Annotated in this window: 24 protein-coding genes; 14 read left to right on the top strand and 10 right to left on the bottom strand. The window is 69.7% G+C overall.

The window, feature by feature from the left end; translation table 11 throughout:
• Positions 1–217: 217 nt before the first annotated feature.
• Together MX571_RS18720 and MX571_RS18715 are read left to right on the top strand one after the other, a co-directional pair.
• Positions 218–1,039: an SDR family oxidoreductase gene (locus tag MX571_RS18720; protein WP_247419761.1), complete on the top strand. Its 822-nt coding sequence runs from the start codon at positions 218–220 to the stop codon at positions 1,037–1,039.
• A gap of 31 nt (positions 1,040–1,070) precedes the next feature.
• Positions 1,071–2,438 carry a glycerate kinase type-2 family protein gene (locus MX571_RS18715; RefSeq protein ID WP_247419758.1) on the top strand — a complete coding sequence of 456 codons (1,368 nt, stop codon included), beginning with the start codon at positions 1,071–1,073 and terminating at the stop codon, positions 2,436–2,438.
• 276 nt (positions 2,439–2,714) lie between these two features.
• Here the strand turns inward: MX571_RS18715 and MX571_RS18710 are convergent, their stop codons facing one another.
• Entirely contained in the window at positions 2,715–3,938 is a 1,224-nt protein-coding gene (locus MX571_RS18710) for an ArsA family ATPase (RefSeq protein WP_247419756.1), read from the bottom strand.
• 404 nt (positions 3,939–4,342) lie between these two features.
• Between MX571_RS18710 and MX571_RS18705 the strand changes: the two genes are divergently transcribed.
• The 3 genes from MX571_RS18705 (at position 4,343) to MX571_RS18695 (ending at position 7,419) form a co-directional block, all read left to right on the top strand.
• Positions 4,343–6,226 carry an ABC transporter ATP-binding protein gene (locus tag MX571_RS18705; protein WP_247419753.1) on the top strand — a complete coding sequence of 628 codons (1,884 nt, stop codon included), beginning with the start codon at positions 4,343–4,345 and terminating at the stop codon, positions 6,224–6,226.
• 104 nt (positions 6,227–6,330) lie between these two features.
• On the top strand, positions 6,331–6,852 hold the full coding sequence (locus MX571_RS18700) for a CinA family protein (protein ID WP_247419748.1): 522 nt from the start codon (positions 6,331–6,333) through the stop codon (positions 6,850–6,852).
• Between the two features lie 72 nt (positions 6,853–6,924).
• Positions 6,925–7,419, top strand: a complete 495-nt coding sequence (locus MX571_RS18695) for a metal-dependent hydrolase (RefSeq protein WP_247419746.1) — start codon at positions 6,925–6,927, stop codon at positions 7,417–7,419.
• 21 nt (positions 7,420–7,440) lie between these two features.
• Here the strand turns inward: MX571_RS18695 and MX571_RS18690 are convergent, their stop codons facing one another.
• From MX571_RS18690 to MX571_RS18660, 7 genes are all read right to left on the bottom strand, one after another.
• A complete protein-coding gene (locus MX571_RS18690) occupies positions 7,441–8,169 on the bottom strand; it encodes a PHP-associated domain-containing protein (RefSeq protein ID WP_282594721.1) in 729 nt (242 codons plus the stop codon).
• A 112-nt stretch (positions 8,170–8,281) separates the two neighbouring features.
• On the bottom strand, positions 8,282–8,719 hold the full coding sequence (locus MX571_RS18685) for a transcription elongation factor Spt5 (RefSeq protein WP_247419741.1): 438 nt from the start codon (positions 8,717–8,719) through the stop codon (positions 8,282–8,284).
• Positions 8,719–8,892 (bottom strand): protein translocase SEC61 complex subunit gamma, encoded by a 174-nt coding sequence (locus tag MX571_RS18680; protein WP_247419739.1) that lies wholly within the window; start codon positions 8,890–8,892, stop codon positions 8,719–8,721. The genes MX571_RS18685 and MX571_RS18680 overlap by 1 nt, the downstream gene beginning before the upstream one ends.
• Positions 8,893–8,953: 61 nt before the next feature.
• On the bottom strand, positions 8,954–9,163 hold the full coding sequence (locus MX571_RS18675; protein ID WP_247419738.1) for a hypothetical protein: 210 nt from the start codon (positions 9,161–9,163) through the stop codon (positions 8,954–8,956).
• Between the two features lie 45 nt (positions 9,164–9,208).
• On the bottom strand, positions 9,209–10,411 hold the full coding sequence (gene ftsZ / locus MX571_RS18670) for a cell division protein FtsZ (protein ID WP_247419736.1): 1,203 nt from the start codon (positions 10,409–10,411) through the stop codon (positions 9,209–9,211).
• Positions 10,412–10,438: 27 nt separating this feature from the next.
• Complete coding sequence (locus tag MX571_RS18665; RefSeq protein WP_247419733.1) at positions 10,439–11,878, bottom strand: D-aminoacyl-tRNA deacylase; 1,440 nt, start codon at positions 11,876–11,878, stop codon at positions 10,439–10,441.
• A 114-nt stretch (positions 11,879–11,992) separates the two neighbouring features.
• On the bottom strand, positions 11,993–13,387 hold the full coding sequence (locus tag MX571_RS18660; RefSeq protein WP_247419730.1) for a sodium/calcium exchanger protein: 1,395 nt from the start codon (positions 13,385–13,387) through the stop codon (positions 11,993–11,995).
• A gap of 187 nt (positions 13,388–13,574) precedes the next feature.
• On the opposite strand from MX571_RS18660, the gene MX571_RS18655 reads away from it, so the two are divergent.
• From MX571_RS18655 to MX571_RS18635, 5 genes are all read left to right on the top strand, one after another.
• The gene (locus MX571_RS18655) at positions 13,575–14,405 is read left to right on the top strand and encodes a shikimate dehydrogenase (RefSeq protein ID WP_247419729.1); all 831 of its coding nucleotides are present in this window, start codon (positions 13,575–13,577) and stop codon (positions 14,403–14,405) included.
• Between the two features lie 26 nt (positions 14,406–14,431).
• Entirely contained in the window at positions 14,432–15,484 is a 1,053-nt protein-coding gene (locus MX571_RS22535; protein ID WP_282594688.1) for a helix-hairpin-helix domain-containing protein, read from the top strand.
• A 147-nt stretch (positions 15,485–15,631) separates the two neighbouring features.
• Positions 15,632–17,248: an anthranilate synthase component I family protein gene (locus MX571_RS18645; protein WP_282594687.1), complete on the top strand. Its 1,617-nt coding sequence runs from the start codon at positions 15,632–15,634 to the stop codon at positions 17,246–17,248.
• Positions 17,249–17,434: 186 nt separating this feature from the next.
• The gene (locus MX571_RS18640; protein ID WP_247419724.1) at positions 17,435–18,079 is read left to right on the top strand and encodes an anthranilate synthase component II; all 645 of its coding nucleotides are present in this window, start codon (positions 17,435–17,437) and stop codon (positions 18,077–18,079) included.
• A gap of 91 nt (positions 18,080–18,170) precedes the next feature.
• Positions 18,171–19,055 (top strand): aminotransferase class IV, encoded by an 885-nt coding sequence (locus MX571_RS18635; RefSeq protein WP_247419720.1) that lies wholly within the window; start codon positions 18,171–18,173, stop codon positions 19,053–19,055.
• Positions 19,056–19,126: 71 nt separating this feature from the next.
• Here the strand turns inward: MX571_RS18635 and MX571_RS18630 are convergent, their stop codons facing one another.
• Positions 19,127–20,206: a saccharopine dehydrogenase family protein gene (locus MX571_RS18630; protein WP_247419717.1), complete on the bottom strand. Its 1,080-nt coding sequence runs from the start codon at positions 20,204–20,206 to the stop codon at positions 19,127–19,129.
• 115 nt (positions 20,207–20,321) lie between these two features.
• On the opposite strand from MX571_RS18630, the gene MX571_RS18625 reads away from it, so the two are divergent.
• Both MX571_RS18625 and MX571_RS18620 read left to right on the top strand, forming a co-directional pair.
• A complete protein-coding gene (locus MX571_RS18625) occupies positions 20,322–20,747 on the top strand; it encodes a Rieske (2Fe-2S) protein (RefSeq protein ID WP_247419714.1) in 426 nt (141 codons plus the stop codon).
• A gap of 115 nt (positions 20,748–20,862) precedes the next feature.
• Positions 20,863–21,582, top strand: coding sequence for an SOUL family heme-binding protein (locus MX571_RS18620; protein WP_247419711.1), 720 nt, complete (start codon positions 20,863–20,865; stop codon positions 21,580–21,582).
• Between the two features lie 113 nt (positions 21,583–21,695).
• Here the strand turns inward: MX571_RS18620 and MX571_RS18615 are convergent, their stop codons facing one another.
• A complete protein-coding gene (locus MX571_RS18615; RefSeq protein WP_247419693.1) occupies positions 21,696–21,986 on the bottom strand; it encodes a transcriptional regulator in 291 nt (96 codons plus the stop codon).
• A gap of 128 nt (positions 21,987–22,114) precedes the next feature.
• Here MX571_RS18615 and MX571_RS18610 point away from each other — a divergent pair, with 128 nt between their 5' ends.
• Together MX571_RS18610 and MX571_RS18605 are read left to right on the top strand one after the other, a co-directional pair.
• The gene (locus MX571_RS18610; RefSeq protein WP_247419690.1) at positions 22,115–23,071 is read left to right on the top strand and encodes a nucleotidyltransferase family protein; all 957 of its coding nucleotides are present in this window, start codon (positions 22,115–22,117) and stop codon (positions 23,069–23,071) included.
• Positions 23,072–23,462: 391 nt separating this feature from the next.
• Positions 23,463–23,969, top strand: a complete 507-nt coding sequence (locus MX571_RS18605) for a hypothetical protein (RefSeq protein ID WP_247419687.1) — start codon at positions 23,463–23,465, stop codon at positions 23,967–23,969.
• The last annotated feature ends 29 nt before the right edge of the window (positions 23,970–23,998 follow it).

Raw genomic sequence — 23,998 nt, 5'->3', positions numbered from 1 at the left:
GTGAAGCGTCCCCGGTCGAACCGGTGGGGACGACGCTGGAGGTGCCGCTTCGTACGGACGGACACCAACCTCGGTCCAAGAGGTTCTGCTTGCGAGTTCACACGGTCGTGGAGACGTTCCCGCGTTCCGTCCCCTCTGGTCACGAGTCCACGCCCGTACTGCAACCGACCACCGCCCGACCGTCTCCCATTAAGTACGACCGGTGAGAGTCGCGACCATGGCAAAGACGGTGTTGATAACGGGCGCGTCGTCGGGTATCGGCCGAGCGACCGCGCGTGCGTTCCTCCACGAGGACTGGACCGTGTACGCGACCGCTCGTGACCCCGAGGACATCACGGACCTCGCCGAGCGTGGGGCCGAGACGGCCGCGCTCGACGTCACCGACGAGACGCAAATCCGGTCGGTCGTCGACCGGATGGACGAGGAGCAGGGGCGTATCGACTGTCTGGTCAACAACGCTGGCTACGGCCAGTTCGGCCCGGTCGAGGACGTACCGACCGACCTCCTCCACGAACAGATGGACGTCAACCTGTACGGTCCGCATCGCCTGATTCGGGCCGTCCTCCCGTACATGCGCGAACGCGAGGACGGGCGCATCGTCAACGTCTCCAGCGTCGCCGGTCGGTTCGCCACGCCGGGGATGGGCGTGTACAGCGCCTCGAAGTTCGGCCTGGAGGCGCTGACCGACGCGCTCCGGAACGAGGTCGAACCCCACGGTATCGAGGCGGTGCTGGTCGAACCCGGCCCCGTCGAGACGAACTTCGCCGACCGGGCCGACGACCGCCTCGACCTGCTGGACCGCTCGGGCGCGTACGAGACGCTCTACAAACTGTACGAGGACGGGCAGACGTTCGGCGGGAGTTCCCCCGTCGCCGTCCGCCCCGCGGACGTCGCGGAGGTCATCCTCGAAGCGGGCGTCACGCCCGACCCCGAGGCGCGTTACCCGGTGGGCGCGTTCGCCGACCTCTCGCTGAAGGCGCGCTACCTCCCCGACCGCGTCCGCGACTCGGTGTTCGCACTGCTCGGCCGACTGCTCTGAGGGACTGCCGAACTGACCGCCTACCCGTACCATGACCGACGACCCGACACCCAACCCGACCCCCGACGCCACGACCGACCGACAGCGACGCCGCGACCTCGCCCGCGAGTGCATCGAAGCGGGCGTCGCCGCGGCGGACCCCGAACGCGCCGTCGGCGACCAGCTACGTCTCGACGGCGACGAACTGCGCGTGGGCGAGACGACGGTCGACCTCGCGGACTACGACCGCGTCCTCGTCCTCGGCGGCGGGAAGGCGAGCGCGGCGGTCGCCCGCGGTCTCGAATCCGTCCTCGGCGACCGCATCGACGACGGCCTGGTCGTCACCGACGGCGACGACGACTCCCACCGCGTCGAGGTCCGCGTCGCGGACCACCCGGTGCCGAGCCAGCGCAACGTCGACGCGACGGACCGCATCGTCTCGCTGCTCGACGAGGCGGACGACCGGACGCTCGTCCTCGCGCCGGTCACCGGCGGCGGGAGCGCACTGCTCGCCGCACCGACGATACCGCTCGACGACTTCCGGGACCTCACCGACGCGCTGGTCGAGAGCGGCGCGACCATCCACGAGATAAACGCCGTCCGGAAGCGCCTCTCGCGGGTGAAAGGCGGCGGCCTCGCCGAGCGCGCCGCGCCCGCGACGGTCGTCGCGCTGCTCGTCAGCGACGTGGTCGGCGACGACCCCGGCATCATCGCCAGCGGGCCGTTCACGCCCGACGAGACGAGCGCGGGCGAGGCGCTCGACGTGCTCGACCGCCACGACGTCGACGCGAGCGACGAGGCCCGCGAGGCCATCGCGGACGCGTCGCCCGCTACCGGCCCGTTCGAGCACGTCCACGTCCACATGCTGACGACGGCGCGGACGGCCATCGACGCGGCCGCCGACCGGGCGAGCGAGGCGGGCTACGACCCGCTCATCCTCTCCTCGCGGATGCGCGGCGAGGCCCGCGAGAACGCCCTCGCGCACGTCGCCGTCGCCGAGGAGGCGCGGGCGACGGGCGACCCCGCCGCGCCGCCGCTGGCGCTGCTCTCGGGCGGCGAACTGACGGTGACCGTCCGCGGCGACGGCGAGGGCGGGCCGAACCTGGAGTTCGCGCTGGCCGCCGCCCTCGAACTCCCCGACGGGACCACGCTGGCGAGCGTCGATACCGACGGCCGCGACGGCGGGACGGACGTGGCCGGCGCGGTCGTCGACAGCGCGACGCTCCGCGAGTCGGGCGCGGACGGCGATGCCGACGCCATCAGTTCGGCGGCCGAGGGGCGCGAACGCGCACGCTCGGCTCTTGCAAGCAACGACGCCCTCCCCCTTCTGTCCGAGTGCGACGCGCTGCTCTCCGTCGAGAGCGCGACGAACGTCAACGACCTGCGGGTCGTGCTCGTGGACCCGCCCGCGTCGGGCTGAGCCTTCTACTGCTCGCGTCTCGCCATCCGCGGGTCGCTCGCGCTCCCCGCTCACCGTTCGCGGTTCTCCCTCGCTGTGCGTGGCGACGGAGTCGCCACGACATTCGGTTGCGGGCCAGCGGCCCGCAACCCGCTCGGTCCGAACCGCGCTACTCCTCACGAGTCGCTCCGCTCCTCGTTCGGCTATCCGAGGCGCGACCCGCGCGCGCCTCACTACTCACGGCTCCCGCTGGTCGCCGTTCGTCTGTTCGGAGACGCTCGCTCCGCTCGCGTCTCCCTACTCCAGACAGGCCGCGACGACCCGCAGCATCGTCTCGCCCGAGACCTCCTCGGCGAACAGCGGGACCCGCTCGATGTCCTTCCCGCGGAACACCTCGTTGGCGCGCTGGAGGGCCTTCTGCTGGCTCTCCCAGCGCCGCGAGCAGAACTCGCAGTTCTCCGGGTCCGGCGTGACGAACGCGTCGGGGTCCACGTCGGCGACGTTCGTCACGTCCTCGGTGACCCGGTTGACGACGACCGTACTCGACGCGACGCCGTAGTCACCGAGTTCGCGCAGCAGTCGCTCGGACTCGATGACGCTCAACGTCTCGGGCACCATCACGACCCGAAAGTCGGTCCTGTCGGGGTCCTGAAGCGCGTCGCGGAGACGCTCGACGCGGTCGGCGAACTCCCGCAACCCGCCGACGTCCGTCGCGTCGGGGTCACCGAACGGTCCCGGCATGTCGCCGAGCATCCCGCTCATCTGCTCGCGGAACTGGAGCATCCGCCCGAGCATCGAGTCGAGCGCCTCGGGGAGCTGGAGGAGGCGGAGCGTGTGGCCCGTCGGGGCGGTGTCGACGACGACCCGGTCGAACCGCTCGTCGTCCATGTACCGGAGCAGGAGCTGCATCGCGGCCGTCTCGTCGTCGCCGGGCATCGCGCCGCCACCGCCGCCCATCGGGTTCATCCCGCCGAACATCGCGTCCGCGGCACCGAACCCCTCGTTCACGTCGAACCCGCCCTGCGCCCCCGACTCACCGGCTCCGGGGCCGCCGCCTGCGCTGCCGCCCATGAACCCGCCGAGCCCGCCGCCACCGAACGGGCCGCCGGTCCCCGACTCGTCGTCGGGGTCACCGGCCGTCCCGCCCATCCCACCGGGACCGCCAGCGCCCATGCCACCCATACCGCCCATCCCGCCGGGGCCGCCCGCTCCGCCGAGTGGGTCGTCGGCCTTCTCGGGGTCTATCTCGACCGCGTACAGCGGCATGTCGTCGCGGATACGCGCCGGTTCGTCCGGTATCGGCGTCCCGAGCACGTCCGACAGCGAGTGGGCGGGGTCCGTCGAGACGGCCAGCGTCGCCGTCCCGTCGTTGGCGCTGGCGAGCGCCGTCGCCGCCGCCATCGTCGTCTTACCGACGCCTCCTTTCCCCCCGTAGAGGACGTAGTCGGGGGCGTCGACGCCCTCCGGCGTGACCTCCTCGGCGTCGATGTCGTCGACGGCCTCGACCTCGATACTGCTCATGCCCCCACGTTCCCGGCCTGGACACGAGTATCCGTTGGTACGGTCGGCTAACTCGCGCTACACGCAGAACGGAGAGCGTCCGACCGAGGTGTAGCAGTCCGACGGTCACGACGCGAGTTGTGATTCACTCACACACCACAGAAACCGTTAACCGACCGGCATCCATCGATTCGGGAGGGTTGATGACAGACGCGAAATCGTTCTGACGTAACGTGTGTCGCTCGCCAGCGACCCGTCGCGACGCGTCTCGACCGCCCGGTCGCCTCGTGCGACGCATCCTACACCATGACGACTACCACACCGATTCGAGTCCGTACCGCCGCCCGACCACCCGCCGACGCCGACCCGACGGACCTCCCGCCCGACTCAGCACCGCTCTCCAGACGCCCGACACGACCCTATCGATGACTACCACGCAGGACACACTCGACGACGACGACGAGAAGACGTTCGAAGAACAGCGGGCCCGCATCGACCACCCGATGCGCCGCCTGTTCGGCGAGTACGGCCGCCTCCACCGGGGACCGCTCGGTCTCGGCCTCGGTGCGAGCCTGTTCGCCCACACGCTGGCGCTGCTCCCACCGTTCGTCCTCGGCGTCGCCATCGACGCCGTCTTCCTCGACACCCGCGAGTTCGGCCTCCCGCTCGTCCCCCAGTCGTGGCTCCCGGCCAGCCAGAGCGGCCAGTTCTGGCTCTCGGCGGGCCTCGTCGCCGCCTCGTTCCTCCTCTCGGCCGTCTTCCAGTGGGGGAAGGGCTGGGGACTGAGCGTGTTCGCCCAGCGCGTCCAGCACGACGTGCGCTCGGACACCTACGACGCGATGCAGGGCCTCGACCTGGGCTTCTTCGCCGACAAGCAGACGGGCGAACTGATGAGCATCCTCAACAACGACGTGAACAGGCTGGAGCAGTTCCTCAACGGCGGGCTCAACGTTCTGACACAGCTGCTCGTCACCGTCCTCGGCGTCGCGGGGCTGCTGTTCTACGTCAACCCGCAACTGGCGCTGCTCACGCTCGTGACGGTGCCCGTCATCGCCGTGTTCACCCACCGGTTCGTCCAGACCATCCAGCCGATGTACGCCGACGTGCGCTCGACGGTCGGCCGGATGAACTCCCGCCTGGAGAACAACCTCGGCGGCATCGAGGTCATCAAGGCCTCGAACACCGAGTCCTACGAGACCGACCGCGTCACCGACACCTCGAAGGAGTACTACGACACGAACCTCGAGGCCATCACGACCCGCGTGAAGTTCTTCCCCGGCCTCCAGCTCACGGCGGGCATCGGCTTCGTCGTCACGTTCGTCGTGGGCGGCGTCTGGGTGTTCCAGGGCCCGCCCGGTCCCTTCACGGGGGTGCTGGAGATCGGCCAGTTCGTCACGTTCGTCTACCTCGGCCAGCGCCTCATCTGGCCGATGGCGCAGTTCGGACAGCTCATCAACCTCTACCAGCGGGCGCAGGCGTCCGCCGAGCGTATCTTCGGACTGGTCGACGAACCGACCAGCCTCCCCGAACGTGACGACGCCGAGGACCTCGCAGTCACCGAGGGTCGCGTCGAGTACGACGACGTCTCGTTCGGGTACGAGGAGGACTCCGCCGTCCTCGACGGCGTGGACTTCGACCTCGACTCGGGCGAGATGCTCGCGCTCGTCGGCCCGACCGGTGCGGGGAAGTCGACCGTCCTGAAGCTCCTGCCGCGCCTCTACGACGTCCACGAGGGGGCCATCCGCATCGACGGCCACGACGTCCGTGACGTCACCCTCGGCAGCCTCCGGCGCTCCATCGGCTACGTCAGCCAGGAGACGTTCCTGTTCTACGGGAGCGTCAAGGAGAACATCGCGTACGGCACGTTCGACGCCACCGACGAGGAGATCCGCCGCGCCGCGGAGATGGCCGAGGCCCACGAGTTCATCACCGAGTTCGACGACGGCTACGACACGCTGGTCGGCGAGCGCGGCGTGAAGCTCTCGGGCGGGCAGAAACAGCGCGTCGGCATCGCCCGCGTCCTCCTGCAGGACCCGGACATCCTCATCCTCGACGAGGCGACGAGCGACGTGGACACCGAGACGGAACTGCGCATCCAGCGCTCCATCGACCGACTCGTCGAGGACCGGACCGTCCTCGCCATCGCCCACCGCCTCTCGACCATCAAGGGTGCCGACCAGATTCTCGTCCTCGAAGACGGGCGGGTCGTCGAGCGCGGTACCCACGACCGCCTGCTCGCCGAGGACGGCATCTACGCCGACCTCTGGGGCGTCCAGGCGGGGGAGCGAGACGTGCTCCCGAGTCGCTGACGGCCCGACTCGCGGCTCGGGTGACCGGCTCCCGCCTCCGAGTGCCCGCCCAGACGCGGATGCCCGGCACGCACCTTCTTTGACGCCGCCCGCCAGCTATCGGTATGAACCCGTTCGACGACTCCGACGACCCCATCGCAGAGCGCGTCGGAACCGCGCTCCGACGCGACGGCTGGACGCTCGCCGTGGCCGAGTCCTGTACCGGTGGCCTCGTCGGGTCGCTGCTGACCGACGTTCCGGGGTCGAGCGACTACTTCGACCGCTCCGTGGTGACGTACTCCTACGCAGCGAAGCGCGACCTGCTCGCCATCTCGCGGGAGACGCTTGACGCCGAGGGCGCGGTGAGCGGACCGGTCGCCGCGCAGATGGCGCGGGCGGTCTGTGACACTGCGGACACGAACTGGGGCGTGGCGACGACCGGTATCGCGGGCCCCGACGGCGGCACCGAGGAGAAACCGGTCGGGACCGTCTACGTCGGCGTCGCCAACGCGGCGTCGTGGGGGAGCGGTGACTCGCGGACCACGGTCGAGCGCCACGAGTTCGACGGCGACCGCGACGAACTGAAACGCCGGTTCGCCGAGCAGGCGCTGACCGACCTCCTCGCTCGCATCGAGACCGACCGGTGACGCAACCGCCGGAGGACGCGCCGACGACGGTGGACCGGTGATGCTTTGCCGGCGGCGGGGCCACCTCCTCGGGTGAACAAGGAAGGACACGTCGTCAACGGTCTCCTGCTCGGCGTGGGCCTCGGGTTCATCCTCCAGCCCGGCGGCGACTGGGCGACGCTCCGCACGGTGGCGGCGGTCACCGTCCCCGTCGTGCTGGGTGCGCTGTTCCCCGACGTCGACACCGCCTTCGGCAGGCACCGGAAGACGCTCCACAACCTCGCCACGCTGGGCCTGTTCGTCGCGTTCCCGGTCGTCTTCGACAACCTCCACTGGGTCTGGGTCGGCGTGCTCACCCACTACGTCCTCGACCTCGTCGGGAGCAAGCGCGGCATGGCGCTGTTCTACCCCATCCCGACGGAGTACGACTTCCCGACCGGCGTGGCGACCAGCAACCGGTACGCGAACCTCGTCACGCTGGTCATCACGGCCGCCGAACTGCTCGTCGCGGCCGCCGTCGTCCGCTACGCGCCCGAACTGGTCGACGACCTCGGGTCGATTCCGCCGCTGCCGGACCTGCTACTGTAGAACCAGTCGACGCGGCTATCGTCAGTACACCCGCACGTCGTCGAACCGCCCGTCGTAGGCGATGTGTCCTGGGTGGGTCGGTTCGGTCGCCGACAGCAACACCCGGTCGACCTTTCCCCACGTGTTCTCGAACCCGAGGTGGGCGAACTCCGCCGCACAGCGTAGTTCGTGCTCGACGCCCTCGCGGTGGTACACCCGCCGTGGCGCACGCGATTTCAGCAACTCGGCGAGGTCCGCGGCGTCCGTTATCTCCTCGTCGAACTCCGTCCACGCTTCGCCGACGGTGCCGAGCAGGTGTGCGTACGACGACGTGAACCCCGGTAGTCCCGCCTCGCGCGCGATTCGGATCGCCCGCTCGTTGTCCCGCGGGAGGTGCTTCGGGTTGTACACCTCGACGGCGTCGACGTCGAACCGCTCGATGTCGTACAGGTCGAGGCTCACGGTGAGGAACTCGGGGTGTGGCGCGAGCACGGCGGCGTCCTGTCGGTCCAGTTCCGCCATCGCTCCCTCCAGCGTGATGAAGTCCGGAATCGGGTCGGTCAACCCCACCGCGAGGATGTGCTTGCGACTGTTCCAGTTACCCGTGAATATCTCGCGGGCCGGGACGACGAGGAGGTCGTCGTCGGAGAACGCCTCGGCCTTCGCCGCGATGTTCGGCAGGCGCGTGAAGTGGGGGGCGTAGACGAGCGCGTCCAGCCCCCGGGCTTTCGCACGCTCGACGACCCGTTCGTCGAGAATCTTCACGTGCATGTCGACGCGGAACCCGTCTGCCGTCACGGGAGTCGCTACTCGTGGACATCGTTTAACCGGTTCGAAAAGCGAACCGTCGGCCGTGCTGTGGTATCGTCCGACGAAGAGCGCGTCAGCGCTCTTCCGAGTCCAGCACGCGAATCTGGTCGCCACGCACGGTGACCGGAATCGGGACCGTCGCCTCGTACAGTTCGACCGTGACCTGGTCTTTCCCCTCGTCGATGCGCTGGACCTGCGCCTTCTCGCCCTTGAACGGTCCGGCGATGAGTTCGACGATGTCCCCCTCGGCGATACCCTCGACGTCGGGTTTCGGCGAGAGGAAGTGCTCTACCTCCATGATGCTCGACTTGCCGGGGACGACCCCCCGTGCGTGGGGAATCTCGTCGAGGATGCGGTCGAAGACGGCCGACTCCTCGGCCTCCACCATCACGTAGCTGGTCAGCGAGTCGGGCGCGAGCGCGGCGTGGATGCTCTCCTCCTCGCGGTTGATGATCATATCGGCGACCGTCCGCTCCTGGCTGGCGGTCGTCTTGACGGCGAAGATAGCCATCAGACGCCTCCGGGCAGGAACGTCATGATTACGAAGATGAGAAACCCGATGAAGCCGACGAACGCGATGCCGGCCCCCGCGATGAGCGCCACCTGCGAGAACTCCTCCCAGGAGGGCGTGCTGGCGAGTTTCAGCACGCGAACGTACGAGGTCAGGTCTTTCGGTACTTCCATGGGCCGGAGTTACCGGTCGGGCTTTTTCTATCTTTCTACAACGATATGAGCCGGTCCGCCCTCACTCGCCCGTCGACGGCTCCCCGCGACCGGTCCACGCGCGGTACGCTCCGTAGGCCTGGAGCGCCAGGACGCACGCGCTGAGTACGAAGACGACGCTCGCGAACACCGCGAACTGCATGTAGACGGCCCCGTCGATGGCCGCGTAGGAGGTGACGAGCAGAACCAGCGCCACGGCGGTCCGACCCGGCGTCGGCGAGAGGGACTCCATACGCCCTCGTGGCGGTGCGGCGAGAAGAACGTGTCCGTCGTCCGATTACTCGATGAAGTCGATGTCGCCGTCGTCGTCGGGGTCCGGCTCCTGCTGGCCTTCGACGCGCTCGGTCGAGACGCCCTCGGCCTCGTCGCCCTTGCCGTAGATCTGCGGGGAGTCGACGCCGGTGACGACGACCATCGTCTCCATCTTGTCCTCGAAGTCCGGGTTGACCGACGCGCCCCAGATGATGCGGGCGTCGGGGTCGATGCGCTCGTAGATCTCCTCGACGACGCCCTCGGCCTCCTCGATGGACATGTCGGGGCCGCCGACGACGTTGATGAGCGCGGAGTTCGCACCCGAGAACTCGACGTCGAGCAGCGGCGAACGAAGCGCAGAGCGGATGGAGTCCTGCGCGCGGTTCTCGGAGTCGGACTCGCCGAGACCGATCATGGCGACGCCGCCGTTCTCCATGATGGTCTTCACGTCGGCGAAGTCGACGTTGACGAGGCCGGGTTTGGTGATGAGTTCGGTCATCCCCTTCACCGAGCGCATCAGCACGCGGTCACAGATCTTGAACGCGTCCTGGAGCGGGAGGTTCGGCGCGTAGTCGAGCAGTCGGTCGTTCGGGATGACGATGACCGTGTCGGCGACCTGACGCAGGCGTTCGAGACCGGCGTCTGCGTTCGCGCGCCGTCGCTCGCCCTCCGCGGTGAACGGGATGGTGACGACGGCGATGGTGAGCGCGCCCGCCTCCTGGGCGGCCTGTGCGACGACCGGGGCGCTCCCCGTCCCGGTGCCGCCGCCGAGTCCGGCGGTGATGAACACCATGTCGGAGTCCCCGATGGCCATCTGGATGTCGTCGATGTTCTCCTGTGCCGCCTCCTCGCCAATCTGCGGGACCGAACCGGCTCCCCGGCCGCCCGTGCGCTGGCGACCGATGAGGATCTTCGAATCCGCCTGCACCTGATCCGCGAGGTGCTGGGCGTCGGTGTTGGCGGCGACCGTCGTCGCGCCGTGGATGCCCTCCTGGGCCATCCGGGTGACGGTGTTGCCGCCGCCGCCGCCGCACCCGAACACCGTGATCTTCGTCTCCAGGTCCTTGACGACGTCTGCGAGTTCCTCGTCCGTCATCGCCCCGGAGGTGTTGCCGGGCGCGGCGTCGGTGTTCGTGGAGTCCTCGGACTCCGCCCCGTTCCCACGCGGGGGATTCTCCTCCCGAGTTTGTTCGGCCTCGTCGATGGCGTCCTCGATAAGCGAGTCCATGCCTGCGCGGGATATAACAGAGTTGGATTAACTATCTTTCGACGATGTCCGACGAGTGTCTGACAGGGCGTCGAGGGAGAATCGACGCTCTCGCTCGCGGTGGACATCGGCGGGTGCGACGACTCGACCGTCCACCTCGACCGTCTCGCCGGCCGAGAGACGACCGAACGCCGGCCCCTCGCTGACGCCCCGTTCACGGGCCAGGTCCGGGTCGAAGGCACGGTCCCGGACCACCACCGCCTCGTCCCCTCGTTCGACGTGGTCGTACGTCGTCTCCAGCACGCCGACCAGCGCGTCGACGAGAGGGGTGACCGGGTCGTCCTCACTCGACGAGTTCTCGACGGCCGCGGGGACGACCGCCGGGCCGGCGAGTCGTGTCCCGCCCTCGTCGGTGGCGACGGCGACGCTCCGCTCGCGGACGGCGGCGAGCGTGGTCTCGTGGTCGATACCGTTGGCTTCGGCGAGCAGGTCGTCGGGGAGCGCGAGGACCGTGTAGTCGGCCACGTCGTCGCTCTCACTCACCGAACCGGCGTCGCGCGCCAGCGCACCGAACCGAAGCCCCTCATCGACGCTCGCCACCTCGCGTTCGAGGCGCTCGACCAGCGCCAGCGGGACGCCCGTCGTCTCGCGGGTCCACGTCTCGCTCACCACCTCGTAGCCCAGGTCGGCGAGCGTCTCGCGGAGGAACGAGCGCTCGCCGTCGACGAGCACGCGGGTCGCGCCGGACCGCTCGAACGCCCGGCGCAGCACCGCACGGTACGTCTCCGGGTCCTCCGGCAGGTCGTCCAGTCCCCAGTCGGCGGCGACGTGGCCCACGGCCCAGTCCGTCTCGCGGACGACGCGCTCGAACCGGGGGACGTAGTGGCCGCCGCCGAAGCCGACGAGCGTTCGCTCCGGAGTGGGGTCCACGTCGCGCAGGTCGAGGGTGGCCCGCGCCACCGCCCGGGCCGCGTCGTCGTCCGCCCACTGGGCCTCGTCGCTCCCCACCTCGACGAACAGCGAGGGCGTGTCGAGGTTCGTCGGACCGTGGTGGGTACACTCCATCCCGACGTCGTAGTCCTCGGGGGCGTACCGGTCGAGCGACTCGCGCACCCTCTTCAGTGCGCCGGGTGCGGCGCGGGCGAACCGGTGGTCCTCGCCGCCGTACTCCGCCTGGCCGACGTTCCCGGTCGGGTGGGCGGTCAACAGCGGGCCGGTGTCGCCGGCGTGCCGCGAGACGAACGCGAGGCAGTCGAGGTCGGCGTCGAACGCCTCCTCGACGCCGGTGAGGTAGATGTGGAGGTCGTCGAAGACGCGCAGTTCGGCGTCCGGGCGACCCTCGTCGTCGCGAAGGCGGTAGACGGCCCCGCCGCCCTCGGCGTCGGGCCGCGAGTCGTCGGTCGTCTCCTCCCAGTCGGCGAGCGAGCGCAGGTGCTCACCGATGCGTTCCGAGGCGCTGTCGGCGCGGCTGACGACGATTCCGAGCACGGGCGGGCTACGACGCTCGCGTGAAAAACGGTGTCGAGACGCCGCCGACATCGAGACGTCGTCGATGTCGAGCCGTCGTCGGCTCGCCGAGGAGTGAGCGTCTCGGTCGTCGGCTCAGTCGGCGTGGTCTGGCTGGGCGGTCTCGTCGCCGAACGCTTCGCGGGCGGTCGTGACGGTCCGACCGAACAGGCTGCGCAACTCGTCGCGGCGCGCGACGAACAGGTAGCCCCCGAGGACGAGGTAGACGACGGTGTACGCGTACAGCACCCAGAGGCTGTACGTCTCGGCGGCCGACTCCGAGAGGGTGACGATGAAGGCGAACTCGATGGCCACCTGCGAGATGAACAGGACGAACAGCCCGACGGCCTCCCGGAGCGATATCTCGAAGTTCGTCAGGATGGCGATGGCGAAGAGGCTCTGGGCCGCCGTGATCCAGATCTCGGCCATCTGCTTCTCGTCGAACGGGAGCGTCCCCACCTCGCCGGCCGCGATGGAGTAGACGACCGCGATGGTCCCGATGAGCAGCGTCCACTGGTTGAGCTTCGAGGAGATGAGCGCGTTGAACCCCGCGGTCGACCGCGCCTTGTTGACGAGGTAGGCGACGACGATGAGTTCCGGCGCTTCCGAGGCCAGCGGCGCGACCCACTGTATCATGAAGAACTCGGGGATGCCGTTGTCGACTCCCAACTGTTCGAGCCCGTGGGCGAAGTGCTCGACGGAGATGAATATCATCACGCCGGAGTAGACGAACAGGAAGAGGACCGAGGCGATGCGCGGCCCCTTCGACCACGACTGGAGGTAGGCGGGGACGCCGACCTGCTCCTCCTCCTCGACCTCGCCGCGGACGATGATAGCGATGTAGAGGAGGTAGAGACCGACGAGGACGAGCGTGTCGATGATGCCGATACCACCGACCGACCCACCACCGTTGAACGTGCTCATGCTGAACGGGACGAGGAACGCGAACGCCGTCGCCGCGAGCAGGAACGTTATCTCGGTGGCGATGTCGCGGTCCAGCGAGACGGCGTCCTTCAGGAACCCGCTCCGGCTCTCGACCGCCGGGTCGTTCGTCGACCGGGCCTTGTAGACGGTGAACAGCGCGATGGCGGACCAGCCGATACCGATGAGGATGCGGTTCGCACCGGTCATGTTGGCGACCGCGAGGTTCGCGGCCTCCGCGCCCTCCTGCGTGCCGGCGTTCGCACCCGCGGTCCACGCGTACAGCGCGTCGACGGCGTACTCCGGTGCCACCGCGAGGATGGCGAGGACAGCGATGGCGAACGCCCGGGGGACGTCCTTCTCGGCCGTCTCCGCCCCCCACGCGAGGAGGAACGACGCACCGAGGACGGCGAGACCACTCACGGCGACGACCTGCCCTACTGGGAGCAGTTCTTCCGGCGACCCGAGACTCGACGAGGAGAGGACGTACAGACGCGTCGCGACCCACGGAGCGGTCAGGAGGAACGCGAACGCGACGGCGCTCAGCGGGTGACGCAAACGGTTACTCATCGTGTCGAGCCTCGGGGGTCTGTTACGTTTTTCTGTCGGTTCGGTCGCTCTTCGTTCCCGAGTCCGGACACCTTCGAGTCGGCGACTGGGCGGCGGCCACTGACTCGATATCAGCGCAGAGTACCCGCCCCGGACGACACTTGCCGTCGTCCACGGCGCTTATCGCCCGCCGTACCGACGCTCGTGTATGCAGGTGTTCGGTCTCCTCGGCAACCCGGTCGGCCACTCGCTGTCGCCGCCGATGCACGAGGCCGCCTACGACGACCTCGACATCGACGCCCGGTACGTCACGTTCGAACCCGCGCCCGACGACCTCGGCCGTGCGCTCGACGGTGCGGCGGCGCTCGGCGTCTCGGGACTGAACGTCACCATCCCGTTCAAGCAGGGCGTCCTCGACCACGTCGAGGCCGCACCGCTCGCGGCGCGCATCGGCGCGGTCAACACCGTCGACTTTTCGACCGACCCGCCGACGGGGTACAACACGGACGCCAGCGGCGCGGTCCGGGCGCTACGACACCACGACGTCGCCCTCGACGGGACGGCCGTCGTCGTCGGCGCTGGCGGCGCGGGCCGGGCCGTCGCGTTCGGACTCGCCGACGAGGGGATGCCAGTGCGGGTCGCCAACCGCACCGTCGAGCGCGCGGAGGCACTCGTCGCCGACCTCCGCGAGGAGGGCGTCGAGGCGACCGCACACGGCCTCGACGCCCTCGGCGACTGCCTCTCGGACGCGTCGCTGCTCGTCAACTGCACGAGCGTCGGGATGGAAGACGAGGACGACGATGACGCCACCGACGAGACGCCCGTCCCCGCGAGCGCCCTCCACGCCGACCTCGCGGTGATGGACGCGGTGTACGTGCCGCTGGAGACGCGCTTGCTCCGCGAGGCCGCCGATGCGGGCGCGACGACGGTCGACGGCGGGTGGATGCTGTTGTACCAGGGAGTCGAAGCGTTCGAGCGGTGGACGGGCGAACCCGCACCGGTCGCGGCGATGTCGCGAGCGCTACGGGTACGGCTTTAAGTAGTCCGGGCAAACTACTATCGCACATGAGCATCCTCGACAGAATCAAGTCGTTACTCGGGATGGGATCGACGTCGGACGAGGAGTCGTCGGGGTCCGGTCGCGGTGTCCACGTCGAGCGCGAACGTGGAACGGCAGCGACGGACGAGACGGACGAGACCGATGCGTCGGACCAGACCAGCACGGAGCCGACCGGGGAGACATCGGACGCGGCCGAAGAGGACGAGTCGGCCGCCACGGACACCGATGCGTCCGCGTCCACCGGGTCGATGACCGAGGAAGCCCCCGACGAGGACATCGAGGCGGCGACGGAGGCGGCGGAGGCCGCCGGACCGGCGTCCCAGTCCGAACAGCCGAGCGACCTCGACGCCGACGAGGAGCCGGACGAGGAGTTCGACGAGATGGACGAGACGGCCGTCGCGGACACCGACTCGTCGGCGTCCACCGGGTCCATGACCGAAGAGCCGCCGGACCAGGGCGTCGAAGGGGCCACGGAGGTCGCCGAGGCCGCCGGTCCGGAGTCGCAGTCCGAACAGCCCAGCGACCTCGACGCCGACACAGAAGACCCCGACGCGGACACCGTCGACGAAGCGGACGAGTCGGACCTGGAGGACGCGCCAGCGGTCGACGAGAGCGACGACGAAGCCGGCGAAGGAGACGCGGACGCGGACGAAACGGACGCGGACGACGCGACCGAGGAGGAACCGGGTGAGGAGGACACCGACGAACCGTCGCCGACGGCCGACGAACCCGACGCCGAGGCGAGCGGCGACCTGGTCGACCAGGACACCGGCATCGAACCGGGCGAGGCCGTCGGGGCGGCCGACCCGGACGCCACCGAGGCGGCCGAACCCGCCGAGGCCGCCGGACCGACCCCGGACGCGACGGAGGACGCCGAGACCGCCGACACCGTCGACGACATCAAGGGCATCGGCCCGGCGTACGCCAAGACCCTCGCGGACGCCGGCGTCGAGAGCATCGACGACCTGGCCAACGCGGACGCCGAGGACCTCTCCGACGACACCGGTATCTCGGAGAAGCGTCTCGGCCGCTGGATCGGTCGCGCGAAGAACCGCTGAGCGACGACCCGGCCACGAACTCCGCTTCTGCCGGTCGTCGGAACGACGAGAGCCGTCTGGCCGAACCGTCCTGGTATCGGACCGTTCCGGTCTCCGGACCTCCCGGTACCGAAACGCCGATAGCGAACCCCACCAGTTCTCGAGGTGATGCGCGTCGTCACCGACCGCGAGACGTTCGTCGCCACGGCGAGCGACGCACTCGCCGGTGCCGACCGCTCGGCCCAGTCCCGTGCGAGTCGACTCCGCGTCCCGGTCGAACTCCGGGTCCGCGTCGACCCGTTTGACGCCTACCGACGGGCGCGCGACGGCGACCACTGCGTGTTCCTGGAAACCTCCGGCGGCGCGGAAGGCTGGGGCTACCTCGCCACCGACCCCGTCTCGACCACGACGGTCTCGTCCGACGCGGCGGCGCTGCCGGTCCTCGAACGCCTCCTCGACGACACGCGCCTCGCCCGCGGCGACTGCACCGTCCCGTACCCGTGTGGCCTGTTCGGCTGGCTCTCCTACGACGTGGCCCGCGAACTGGAGGACCTGCCGACTCACGCGGTCCGCGACACACCGTACCCGCACCTCGAAGTCGGCACCTTCGACCGCGTCGCCACGTGGCGCGACCCCCACGACGGCGAGACGGAGGTTCGGGTCACCGCCTGTCCGGTCGTCCACGGGGCAGCCGACGCGGCCGACGCGCCCGAAGCGACCGACAGGGGCGACACCGCGTCGCTCGAGGCGGCCTACGACCGGGGTCTCGAACGCGCTCGCGACCTCGTCGAGGCGATGACGGAGGGCGACCCGGCGGTCGGCGCGCCGCCGGTCGACGCGGGTGAGCACGAGGGCGGTGCGGCCGGAACCGTCGAGTTCGAGAGCGACTGCACGCCCGGGGAGTTCGCCGACCGCGTCCGGACCATCAAGCGCGCCATCCGCGACGGCGAGACGTTCCAGACGAACGTCTCCCAGCGGTTGCGCGCGCCGGCCGCCGTCCACCCGGTCGACGCCTACGCGGCGCTCCGCGAGGTGAACCCCGCGCCGTACTCCGCGCTCGTGGAGTTCCCGTCCTGCGACCTCGTCAGCGCGAGTCCGGAACTCCTGCTCCACGCCGAACCGGTCGGCGAGTCGGGTGCCGGTGACAGTGAGAGCGACGACGAGTCCGGCGGAACGCGGCTGCTCACCGAACCCATCGCGGGAACGCGCCCTCGCGGTGCGACGCCCGAGGAGGACGACGCCCTCGAAGCCGAACTGCTCGGCGACGAGAAGGAGCGCGCCGAGCACGCGATGCTGGTGGACCTCGAACGCAACGACCTCGGGAAGGTGAGCCGGTTCGGCAGCGTCGCGGTCAGCGAGTACCGACGCGTCGACCGCTACTCGGAGGTGATGCACCTCGTCTCGCTCGTCGAGGGTCGCCTCCGGGAGGACCGGACCCTCGCCGACGCCGTCGCGGCCGTCTTCCCCGGCGGCACCATCACCGGCGCGCCGAAACCCCGGACGATGGAACTCATCGACGAGGTGGAGCCGACCCGCCGCGGTCCCTACACCGGCTCTATCGGCGTGTTCGGCTTCGACGACCGCGCGACGCTCAACATCGTCATCCGGACGCTCGCGCGCCCCGACGACGAGTACCGCCTCCGGGTCGGCGCGGGCATCGTCCACGACTCCGACCCGGACGCCGAGTTCGAGGAGACGCTGGCGAAGGGCCGTGCGCTCGTGAAGGCCCTCGACACCGCCGTCGAGTCCCGAAACCTGCGCGTGGAGGGTGAGAGCGATGGGTGACCCAGTGCGGGTGCGGTCCTGGCGGAATCGAAGGGCGAGCGGTCTGCGGGAACCCGGACGAAGCGAGCACCGAGCGAGCGATCGCGAGCGAGGCGCGCAGCGAGTCCCGGGAGCGCAGACCGCGAGGGCTTCGGAGGTGTTCTCGACGATTTCGAAGACAGAGACTGCAACGAGTACTCCAGAGCCATGATTCTGGTCGTCGACAACTACGACTCGTTCGCGTACAACCTCGTGCAGTTCGTCGGGGAGGCGCTCCTGAACCTCGACCGCGACCCCTACGAGGACATCGTCGTCCGGCGGAACGACGCGCTCGACGCGGCGGCCGTCCGTGACCTCGACCCGGAGGGTATCGTCGTCTCGCCCGGCCCCGGCACGCCGGAGGAGGCGGGCGTCTCCGTCGACGTGTTCGACCTGCCGTATCCCGCGCTCGGCGTCTGTCTCGGTCACCAGGCGCTCTGCGTCGCCAGCGGCGTCGCGGTCGGCCACGCGCCCGAGGTGGTCCACGGCAAGCCCTCGACGGTCACCCACGACGGACACGGCGTCTTCGCCGGACTGCCCGACGAACTCGCGGTCGGGCGGTACCACTCGCTCTGCGCGACGGGGGACCTCAGCGCCGCCAGGACCCTCGAACCGACCGCTCACACCGCAGACGGGACGCTGATGGCGGTCCGGCACCACGAGCGCCCCCACGTCGGCGTCCAGTTCCACCCCGAAAGTATCCTCACCGACGGCGGTCGCCGGATGGTGTGGAACTTCTGTGCGCGGGCGGTGCGCGGCGAGTGGCCCGAGGCAGACGCGCCCGAGGCACCGGCGGTCGGCGACGTGCTGTAGTCGTCCTCTGGTCGTCCTCTGGTCGTTCACCGACGACCGCCCGCGAGACGAACGCGGTACGGCCAAGTCCCGTCCCCCGGTAGCCCCGCCCATGCAGTACCACGTCGACGGCGAACTCGTCGACCGGGAGCGGGCGACCGTCTCCGTCGAGGACCGGGGCTGGCGCTACGGCGACGCGGCCTTCGAGACGTGTCGGGCCTACGGCGGCGAGGTGTTCGCGTGGGACGCCCACGCCGAGCGCCTCGAACGCACCTGCGAGACGCTCGGGATGCCCGAGGCGGTGCCCGCGGACCTCGCGGTTCGGGTCGCGGAGACGCTCGACGCCAACGACCTCGACGACGCGTACGTCCGGGTCTCCGTCTCGCGCGGCGTCCAGCCGGGGAAGCTCACGCCTCGGGAGGAGGTGGACCCGACGGTGGTCGTCGTGGTGACGGACCTCCCGCGGGGCGGCCGACCGGCAGCGGGTGGCGAGCGCGTCTGGGACGGCCACGCCGTCGTCCAGTCGGTGAAGACGCGAAAGCCGGACGCGAGCGCCCTCCCGCCGGACGCGAAGACGCACAACTACCTCAACAGCATCCTCGCGCGTCTCGAACTCCGGCGCGCGTCGAGCGACGCCTACCGGCCGGACGAGGCGCTGCTGCGCGACGCGGAGGGGTACGTCGCCGAGGGGTCGTCGTCGAACCTGTTCTTCGTCGACGACGGGACGCTGAAGACGCCCGCTGAAGGGTCGCTCCTGCCGGGCATCACCCGTCGAACCGTCCTCGACCTCGCCGAGGGCGAGTCGTTTCCGGTCGAGACGGGGCAGTACACGCCAGATGACGTCCGCGAGGCCGACGAGGCGTTCCTCACCAACACGACGTGGGAGGTGCGGCCGATAGCGACCGTCGACGGCATCGAGATGGGTGCCGGGCCGGTGACGCGACTGCTCCAGCGACTGTACGACGACCTGGTCGAACGGCGCTGTTACGGGGGCTGAACGGGGAGCGCGAGGCGTGGCCGGGCGAGACCGGGGGAGAGAGAGCGACGGGGGGAGACCGGGCGACCGGTTCAGTCGTCGCTCACGGTCGTGCCGACCGGCCGTGCGTCCTCTCGCTCGACGCCCTCGAACTGGGTGACGAAGTCGGCTCCGAACGCCGAGGAGGGCGTCTGGTAGCCCGTCGGCGTCTCGCCGGCGAGCGTGCGTCGGGCCGCCTCCACCGCGGTCATCGCGGTCAGCGTGTACGTCTCGGGCGTCCGGAGGCGGGCTTCGTACGTCTCCTCGCCATCCCCTATCTCGCCCCACACCAGTGCCTTCCCCTCCTCGCGCTCGTCCGCGTCGGGGCCGACCATGGTCCGGTCGACGACCGCCGACAGCGTCCGCTGGACCCACTCGCGGTCGAGGAGGGGCGCGAGGCGGTCCGTCGCGTCGAGCGCCTGTACCGCTCGCTCCGGGACGGCCGTGAACACCTGCACGTTCGGGACGCCCGTCGAGTGGTACGCCGTCGCCACGTCGCCCCACGGTATCGTCACGGCCAGCGTCTCGCCGTTCCCGAAGTCGATGCGGCGGGTCTCGTGGACCGACGAGACGGCCGTGACGCGGCCATCCCGGCGAATCGCGCCCCCCTCGCCGATGGACTCGACGGCGGTCCGGACGGTCCCCCGCGAGAACGACCCGAACGCCTGGAACCCGAGCGAGAGTTCGGTGGCGTCGGGCAGCGCCTCGGCGAGGTGGGCGGCGAGGCAGTCCGTCGGCACGACGTCGAACCCGACGCCCGGCAGGACGGCGATGTCTGCCTCTTCGGCCTCGGCGTCGCGGGCGGCCAGCGCCTCGAACACCTCGATCTCGCCCGTGATGTCGAGGTAGTCCGTGCCGGTCTCGACGCAGGCGTCGACCAGCGAGTCCGCGGTCCGCGAGAACGGGCCGGCGCAGTTGAGCACCGCGTCTACGCCGTCGAGGTGACGTTCGACCACGCGCCGATGGTCGAGCGTGAACGCCCGCGAGGGCAGGTCGTGCTCGTCGGCCAGCGGTTCGAGCTTCGACGGCGAGCGACCGGCGAGCACGAGGTCGGCGTCGAGTTCGTCGACCGCGCGGTCGGTGACGAGTCGCCCGGTGTAGCCGTACGCGCCGTAGATGAGCAGCGTCGTCATGGGCCGTCGTTGTCACGGGCGGCAGAAAGGTGGCGCGCTCGCGGCAGTCGGTCCGACTGACTCTCTCGGCTGCGGGAATCAGAACGCTTGACCGCACCGGCCCGCTATCGCGTCCATGGACGAGGACCGACGCATCGCCGCCGTCTCCGAGGTTCCCACCGACGGCACGCTGCTGTTCACCATCCGCGACGGCTTCGACCGCGAGGAGGCCTTCCTCGTACGACTCGGCGGCGAGTCCGAGGCGAGCGACGCGGTCCACGCGTGGAAGAACTACTGCCAGCACTGGACCGACGTGCGCCTCGACAAGGGGTCGGGCGCGGCCGTCCGCGACGGCGAGGTGCTCTGTCAGCGCCACGCCGCGACGTTCGAGAAGGGGAGCGGGCAGTGCACGCACGGCCCCTGTGAGGGCGCGTACCTCGACGCAATCGACGTGACGGTCGAGGACGGCGCGGTGTACCTCGGCGAGGACGGCTACGAGTTCGACGGCCTCGGCCCCTCGGGCGACCACGACCTCTCGACCGGGAGCCGAATCGACTTCTGAGCGGGTGGCGACGCCCCGTCGACGTGGCCCCCGACGACGACCCTCGAAGTGGGACTATCCAGCCGCTTGACGGCTCCTACCGCCGGTTTATCGTCCAGCCCTGCGTACGCCTGCCATGGGTCGGAAGACCGGACTGGCAGTGGCCGCTACGCTCGGCCTCCTGACCGCCTGGGTCGGGTGGGGTGCGTACACGAAGCGCTCGACCGAGCGGGTGCCGTTCACGACGGTCCGGACGGTCGACGGCGTCGAGATACGTGAGTACCCCGCCCTCGTCGTGGTCGAGACGACCGCAGCGTCCGAACCCGAGGCGTTCGACCGACTGGCCCGCTACCTCTCCGGCGCCAACGAGTCCCGGACGGACGTGTCGATGACCGCGCCCGTCCGGTCGTACGCCGAGGGACGTGGCGCGACCGGCGCTGTGACGAGCGCAGCGACAGCGACGGCCGCGACCGGTGCGAGGCGAGCGACCGCACCGATTCGCCTCCACGGGATGTCCGTGGCGACCACGTCCCCGGTCCGGTCGGCGACCGTCGGCGACCGGGTGACGATGGGGTTCTACCTCCCTGACTCCTACACCGGTGCCTCCGCCCCTCGGCCGACGAACTCTCAGGTCGCGCTCCGGGCGCAACCGCCGCGACGCCTCGCCGTCCGCCCGTTCTCGTGGTGGGCGACCGACGACCGAACGCGGGGCGAGGAGCGTGCGCTGCTGTCGACGCTCGCCGAACACGACCTCACCCCGGCGAGCGACCCGGTGGTGTTCCAGTACGACCCGCCGCTGACGCCGCCGTTTCTCCGGGAGAACGAAGTGGCCGTCGAACTCCCGACGACCGGGTGAGGCGACTGCTCACTGTTCGCCGTCACGCTAACTGACGCTCGGTCGCCGTACCCCACCAGTCGACGCAGGTCCTCTCGACCCGACGGTCCCCTCGATTGTCGACCGATGACGGCCTACTCGATGGTGAACACCGGTTCGTCGACGCTCTCGCTCTTGCACTCCGGGCAGCGAGAGGGGCGGTTGATCAGGTCGTCGAAGTCGGTGAACCCGCAGTCCCGACACTCCGGCGGCGCGGCCAGCAGTTGCTCGTCGCTCGGGTCGAGTGACTTCGAGATGTGTTCGACGTGCGAGAACACCGTCGCCGTCCGGACGCCGAACTCGCGGGCGAGGGCACCGGCGGGCGCGGGGTCGTCGCGGAGGCGGTCGGCGATACGCTGGCGCGTCGTCTCCTCCTCGGCGCGCATACGAGGTCCGGTACCACGTCCGACGATATACGTGTTCGGGCGGTGAGAGTGGGCGGTTCGGGAGGGTCTGTCGCCGGGTCGACGTGGAAGGCGCAACGCCTATCACGGCGGCAACTGTCGCGCCACACATGCACGCGGTCGTTCTCGCGGGTGGGTACGCCACCCGTCTCTGGCCTATCACGCGCCACCGCCCCAAGATGCTCCTCCCCGTCGGCGACTCGACGGTCATCGACAGACTCCTCTCCGACTTCGAGACCGACGACCGGATCGACACGGTCTACCTCTCGACGAACGAGCGGTTCGCGCCCGCCTTCGAAGAGCACATCGCCGACAAGAACTACGAGAAGGCGGAACTCTCTATCGAGGACACCAGCGCCGAGACCGAGAAGTTCGGCGTCGTCGGCGCGCTCGCCCAGCTCGTCGAGCGCGAGGAGGTCGACGACGACCTGCTCGTCGTCGCCGGTGACAACCTCATCGGCTTCGAGATGGGCACCTTCCTCGACTTCTACGAGGAGCAGGACGCGCCGACAATCGCGGCCTACGACGTCGGCTCCCGCGAGAAGGCGAAGTCCTACGGGCTGGTCGCGCTCGACGGCGACCGCGTCGTCGACTTCCAGGAGAAACCCGAGGACCCCAAGAGCACGCTCGTCTCCATCTGCTGCTACGCGTTCCCCCAGGAGTCGGTGCGGTTCTCGGAGTACCTCTCGGGGGACAACAACCCCGACGAACCGGGCTGGTACATCGAGTGGCTCCAGGCCAACGACTCCGTGTACGCCTACTCGTTCGAGGAGCCGTGGTTCGACATCGGCACGCCCGACGCCTACCGCGAGGCCGTCGCGTGGGCGCTCGACGGCGAGAACCGCATCGCCGACGACGCCGTCGTCGAGAACTGCGACCTGGGGGACAACGTCCACGTCATGCCGGGCGCGGAACTGACGGACGTCTCGCTCACCGACAGCATCGTCTTCCCCGAGGCGACCATCGAGGACAGCGACATCGTCGACTCCATCGTCGACGAACACGCCGAGGTCCACGGCAAGGACCTCACCCACTCGCTGGTCGGGTCGTACTCGCGGCTCTGCTAGACGACCTTTTATGCCCGCGCCGGGGTCGGGTTGCGGGCCGGAGGCCCGCAACCGCACGTCGTGGCGGCTTCACCGCCACGCGCGCAGCGACCCCGGCAGTGCAAAAGCTCGACCATCGCAGACTCGCGCCGCGAGTCTGCAGGCAGTCAGAGCGCGCCGCGCTCTGACCGCATCACCAGAACGGCTCCGCCGTTCTGGTTAGTAGCCAGAAATCGGAGATTTCTGGCGACAAAAGGACTCCCTCACCACCTCGGTCGCTCCGCTCCCTCGACGGTTCAGTCACCTCGCTCACTCGGTACACTCGTTCGCGGTACGGTGTCCGACCGCACCGCACGAGACCAGCATCCGTGTCTATCAGTGGCTCTATTCGTTCGGACGGTCACGCTCGGCCATGGGGGACTGGACCGAGGAGTACGCCGCGACCGACGACCTGAACGAGCAGTACCGGCTCCTGCGCGCGGAGATGGCGAGATTGCGTGGTCGGAGAGACGACGTCGAGTTCTTCGACGTCGGCGCCGTCGCCAGCGACGTTCGCCGGGCGAACGACTCGTTCGACGGTGCGCTCGTCGTCTTCGTCGCGAACGACTTCGGGCGTCCGGTCGCCCTCCGACCCGAGGACGTGGCGATAGATGCACAGGCCGAGATACGGCGGGCGATTCTGGAGCGCAAGTACGACGACGCACACGAAGACCTGGACGAGGTCCGGAGGACGCTGCTCGACGAGCATCCAGCCCTGCACAAGGCCATCGTCGCGGAGTACTCGGACGGAGGTATCAGATACCACCTCCCGGAAGGCTCGAACGAGACGACGAACTTCCTCACCGTCCGCGAGATGGTCGGACTCGTCGACTACACGACGAACAGTCTCCAGCGAGACGACCTCTCCGTGACCTACTGAACACGAGGCTCACGTCCGGGAGACCGCGA

The sequence above is a fragment of the Halomarina salina genome, from assembly GCF_023074835.1.
Taxonomy (GTDB): Archaea; Halobacteriota; Halobacteria; order Halobacteriales; family Haloarculaceae; genus Halomarina; species Halomarina salina.
This window is presented reverse-complemented; position numbering and strand designations above follow the sequence as displayed.

Excerpts from the sequence above, each read along its gene's own strand:
- MX571_RS18720 (WP_247419761.1), top strand. The coding sequence starts at position 218 with ATGGCAAAGACGGTGTTGATAACGGGCGCGTCGTCGGGTATCGGCCGA.
- MX571_RS18715 (WP_247419758.1), top strand. The coding sequence starts at position 1,071 with ATGACCGACGACCCGACACCCAACCCGACCCCCGACGCCACGACCGAC.
- MX571_RS18710 (WP_247419756.1), bottom strand. The coding sequence starts at position 3,938 with ATGAGCAGTATCGAGGTCGAGGCCGTCGACGACATCGACGCCGAGGAG.
- MX571_RS18705 (WP_247419753.1), top strand. The coding sequence starts at position 4,343 with ATGACTACCACGCAGGACACACTCGACGACGACGACGAGAAGACGTTC.
- MX571_RS18700 (WP_247419748.1), top strand. The coding sequence starts at position 6,331 with ATGAACCCGTTCGACGACTCCGACGACCCCATCGCAGAGCGCGTCGGA.
- MX571_RS18690 (WP_282594721.1), bottom strand. The coding sequence starts at position 8,169 with ATGCACGTGAAGATTCTCGACGAACGGGTCGTCGAGCGTGCGAAAGCC.
- MX571_RS18685 (WP_247419741.1), bottom strand. The coding sequence starts at position 8,719 with ATGGCTATCTTCGCCGTCAAGACGACCGCCAGCCAGGAGCGGACGGTC.
- MX571_RS18680 (WP_247419739.1), bottom strand. The coding sequence starts at position 8,892 with ATGGAAGTACCGAAAGACCTGACCTCGTACGTTCGCGTGCTGAAACTC.
- MX571_RS18675 (WP_247419738.1), bottom strand. The coding sequence starts at position 9,163 with ATGGAGTCCCTCTCGCCGACGCCGGGTCGGACCGCCGTGGCGCTGGTT.
- ftsZ (WP_247419736.1), bottom strand. The coding sequence starts at position 10,411 with ATGGACTCGCTTATCGAGGACGCCATCGACGAGGCCGAACAAACTCGG.
- MX571_RS18660 (WP_247419730.1), bottom strand. The coding sequence starts at position 13,387 with ATGAGTAACCGTTTGCGTCACCCGCTGAGCGCCGTCGCGTTCGCGTTC.
- MX571_RS18655 (WP_247419729.1), top strand. The coding sequence starts at position 13,575 with ATGCAGGTGTTCGGTCTCCTCGGCAACCCGGTCGGCCACTCGCTGTCG.
- MX571_RS22535 (WP_282594688.1), top strand. The coding sequence starts at position 14,432 with ATGAGCATCCTCGACAGAATCAAGTCGTTACTCGGGATGGGATCGACG.
- MX571_RS18645 (WP_282594687.1), top strand. The coding sequence starts at position 15,632 with ATGCGCGTCGTCACCGACCGCGAGACGTTCGTCGCCACGGCGAGCGAC.
- MX571_RS18640 (WP_247419724.1), top strand. The coding sequence starts at position 17,435 with ATGATTCTGGTCGTCGACAACTACGACTCGTTCGCGTACAACCTCGTG.
- MX571_RS18635 (WP_247419720.1), top strand. The coding sequence starts at position 18,171 with ATGCAGTACCACGTCGACGGCGAACTCGTCGACCGGGAGCGGGCGACC.
- MX571_RS18630 (WP_247419717.1), bottom strand. The coding sequence starts at position 20,206 with ATGACGACGCTGCTCATCTACGGCGCGTACGGCTACACCGGGCGACTC.
- MX571_RS18625 (WP_247419714.1), top strand. The coding sequence starts at position 20,322 with ATGGACGAGGACCGACGCATCGCCGCCGTCTCCGAGGTTCCCACCGAC.
- MX571_RS18620 (WP_247419711.1), top strand. The coding sequence starts at position 20,863 with ATGGGTCGGAAGACCGGACTGGCAGTGGCCGCTACGCTCGGCCTCCTG.
- MX571_RS18615 (WP_247419693.1), bottom strand. The coding sequence starts at position 21,986 with ATGCGCGCCGAGGAGGAGACGACGCGCCAGCGTATCGCCGACCGCCTC.
- MX571_RS18610 (WP_247419690.1), top strand. The coding sequence starts at position 22,115 with ATGCACGCGGTCGTTCTCGCGGGTGGGTACGCCACCCGTCTCTGGCCT.
- MX571_RS18605 (WP_247419687.1), top strand. The coding sequence starts at position 23,463 with ATGGGGGACTGGACCGAGGAGTACGCCGCGACCGACGACCTGAACGAG.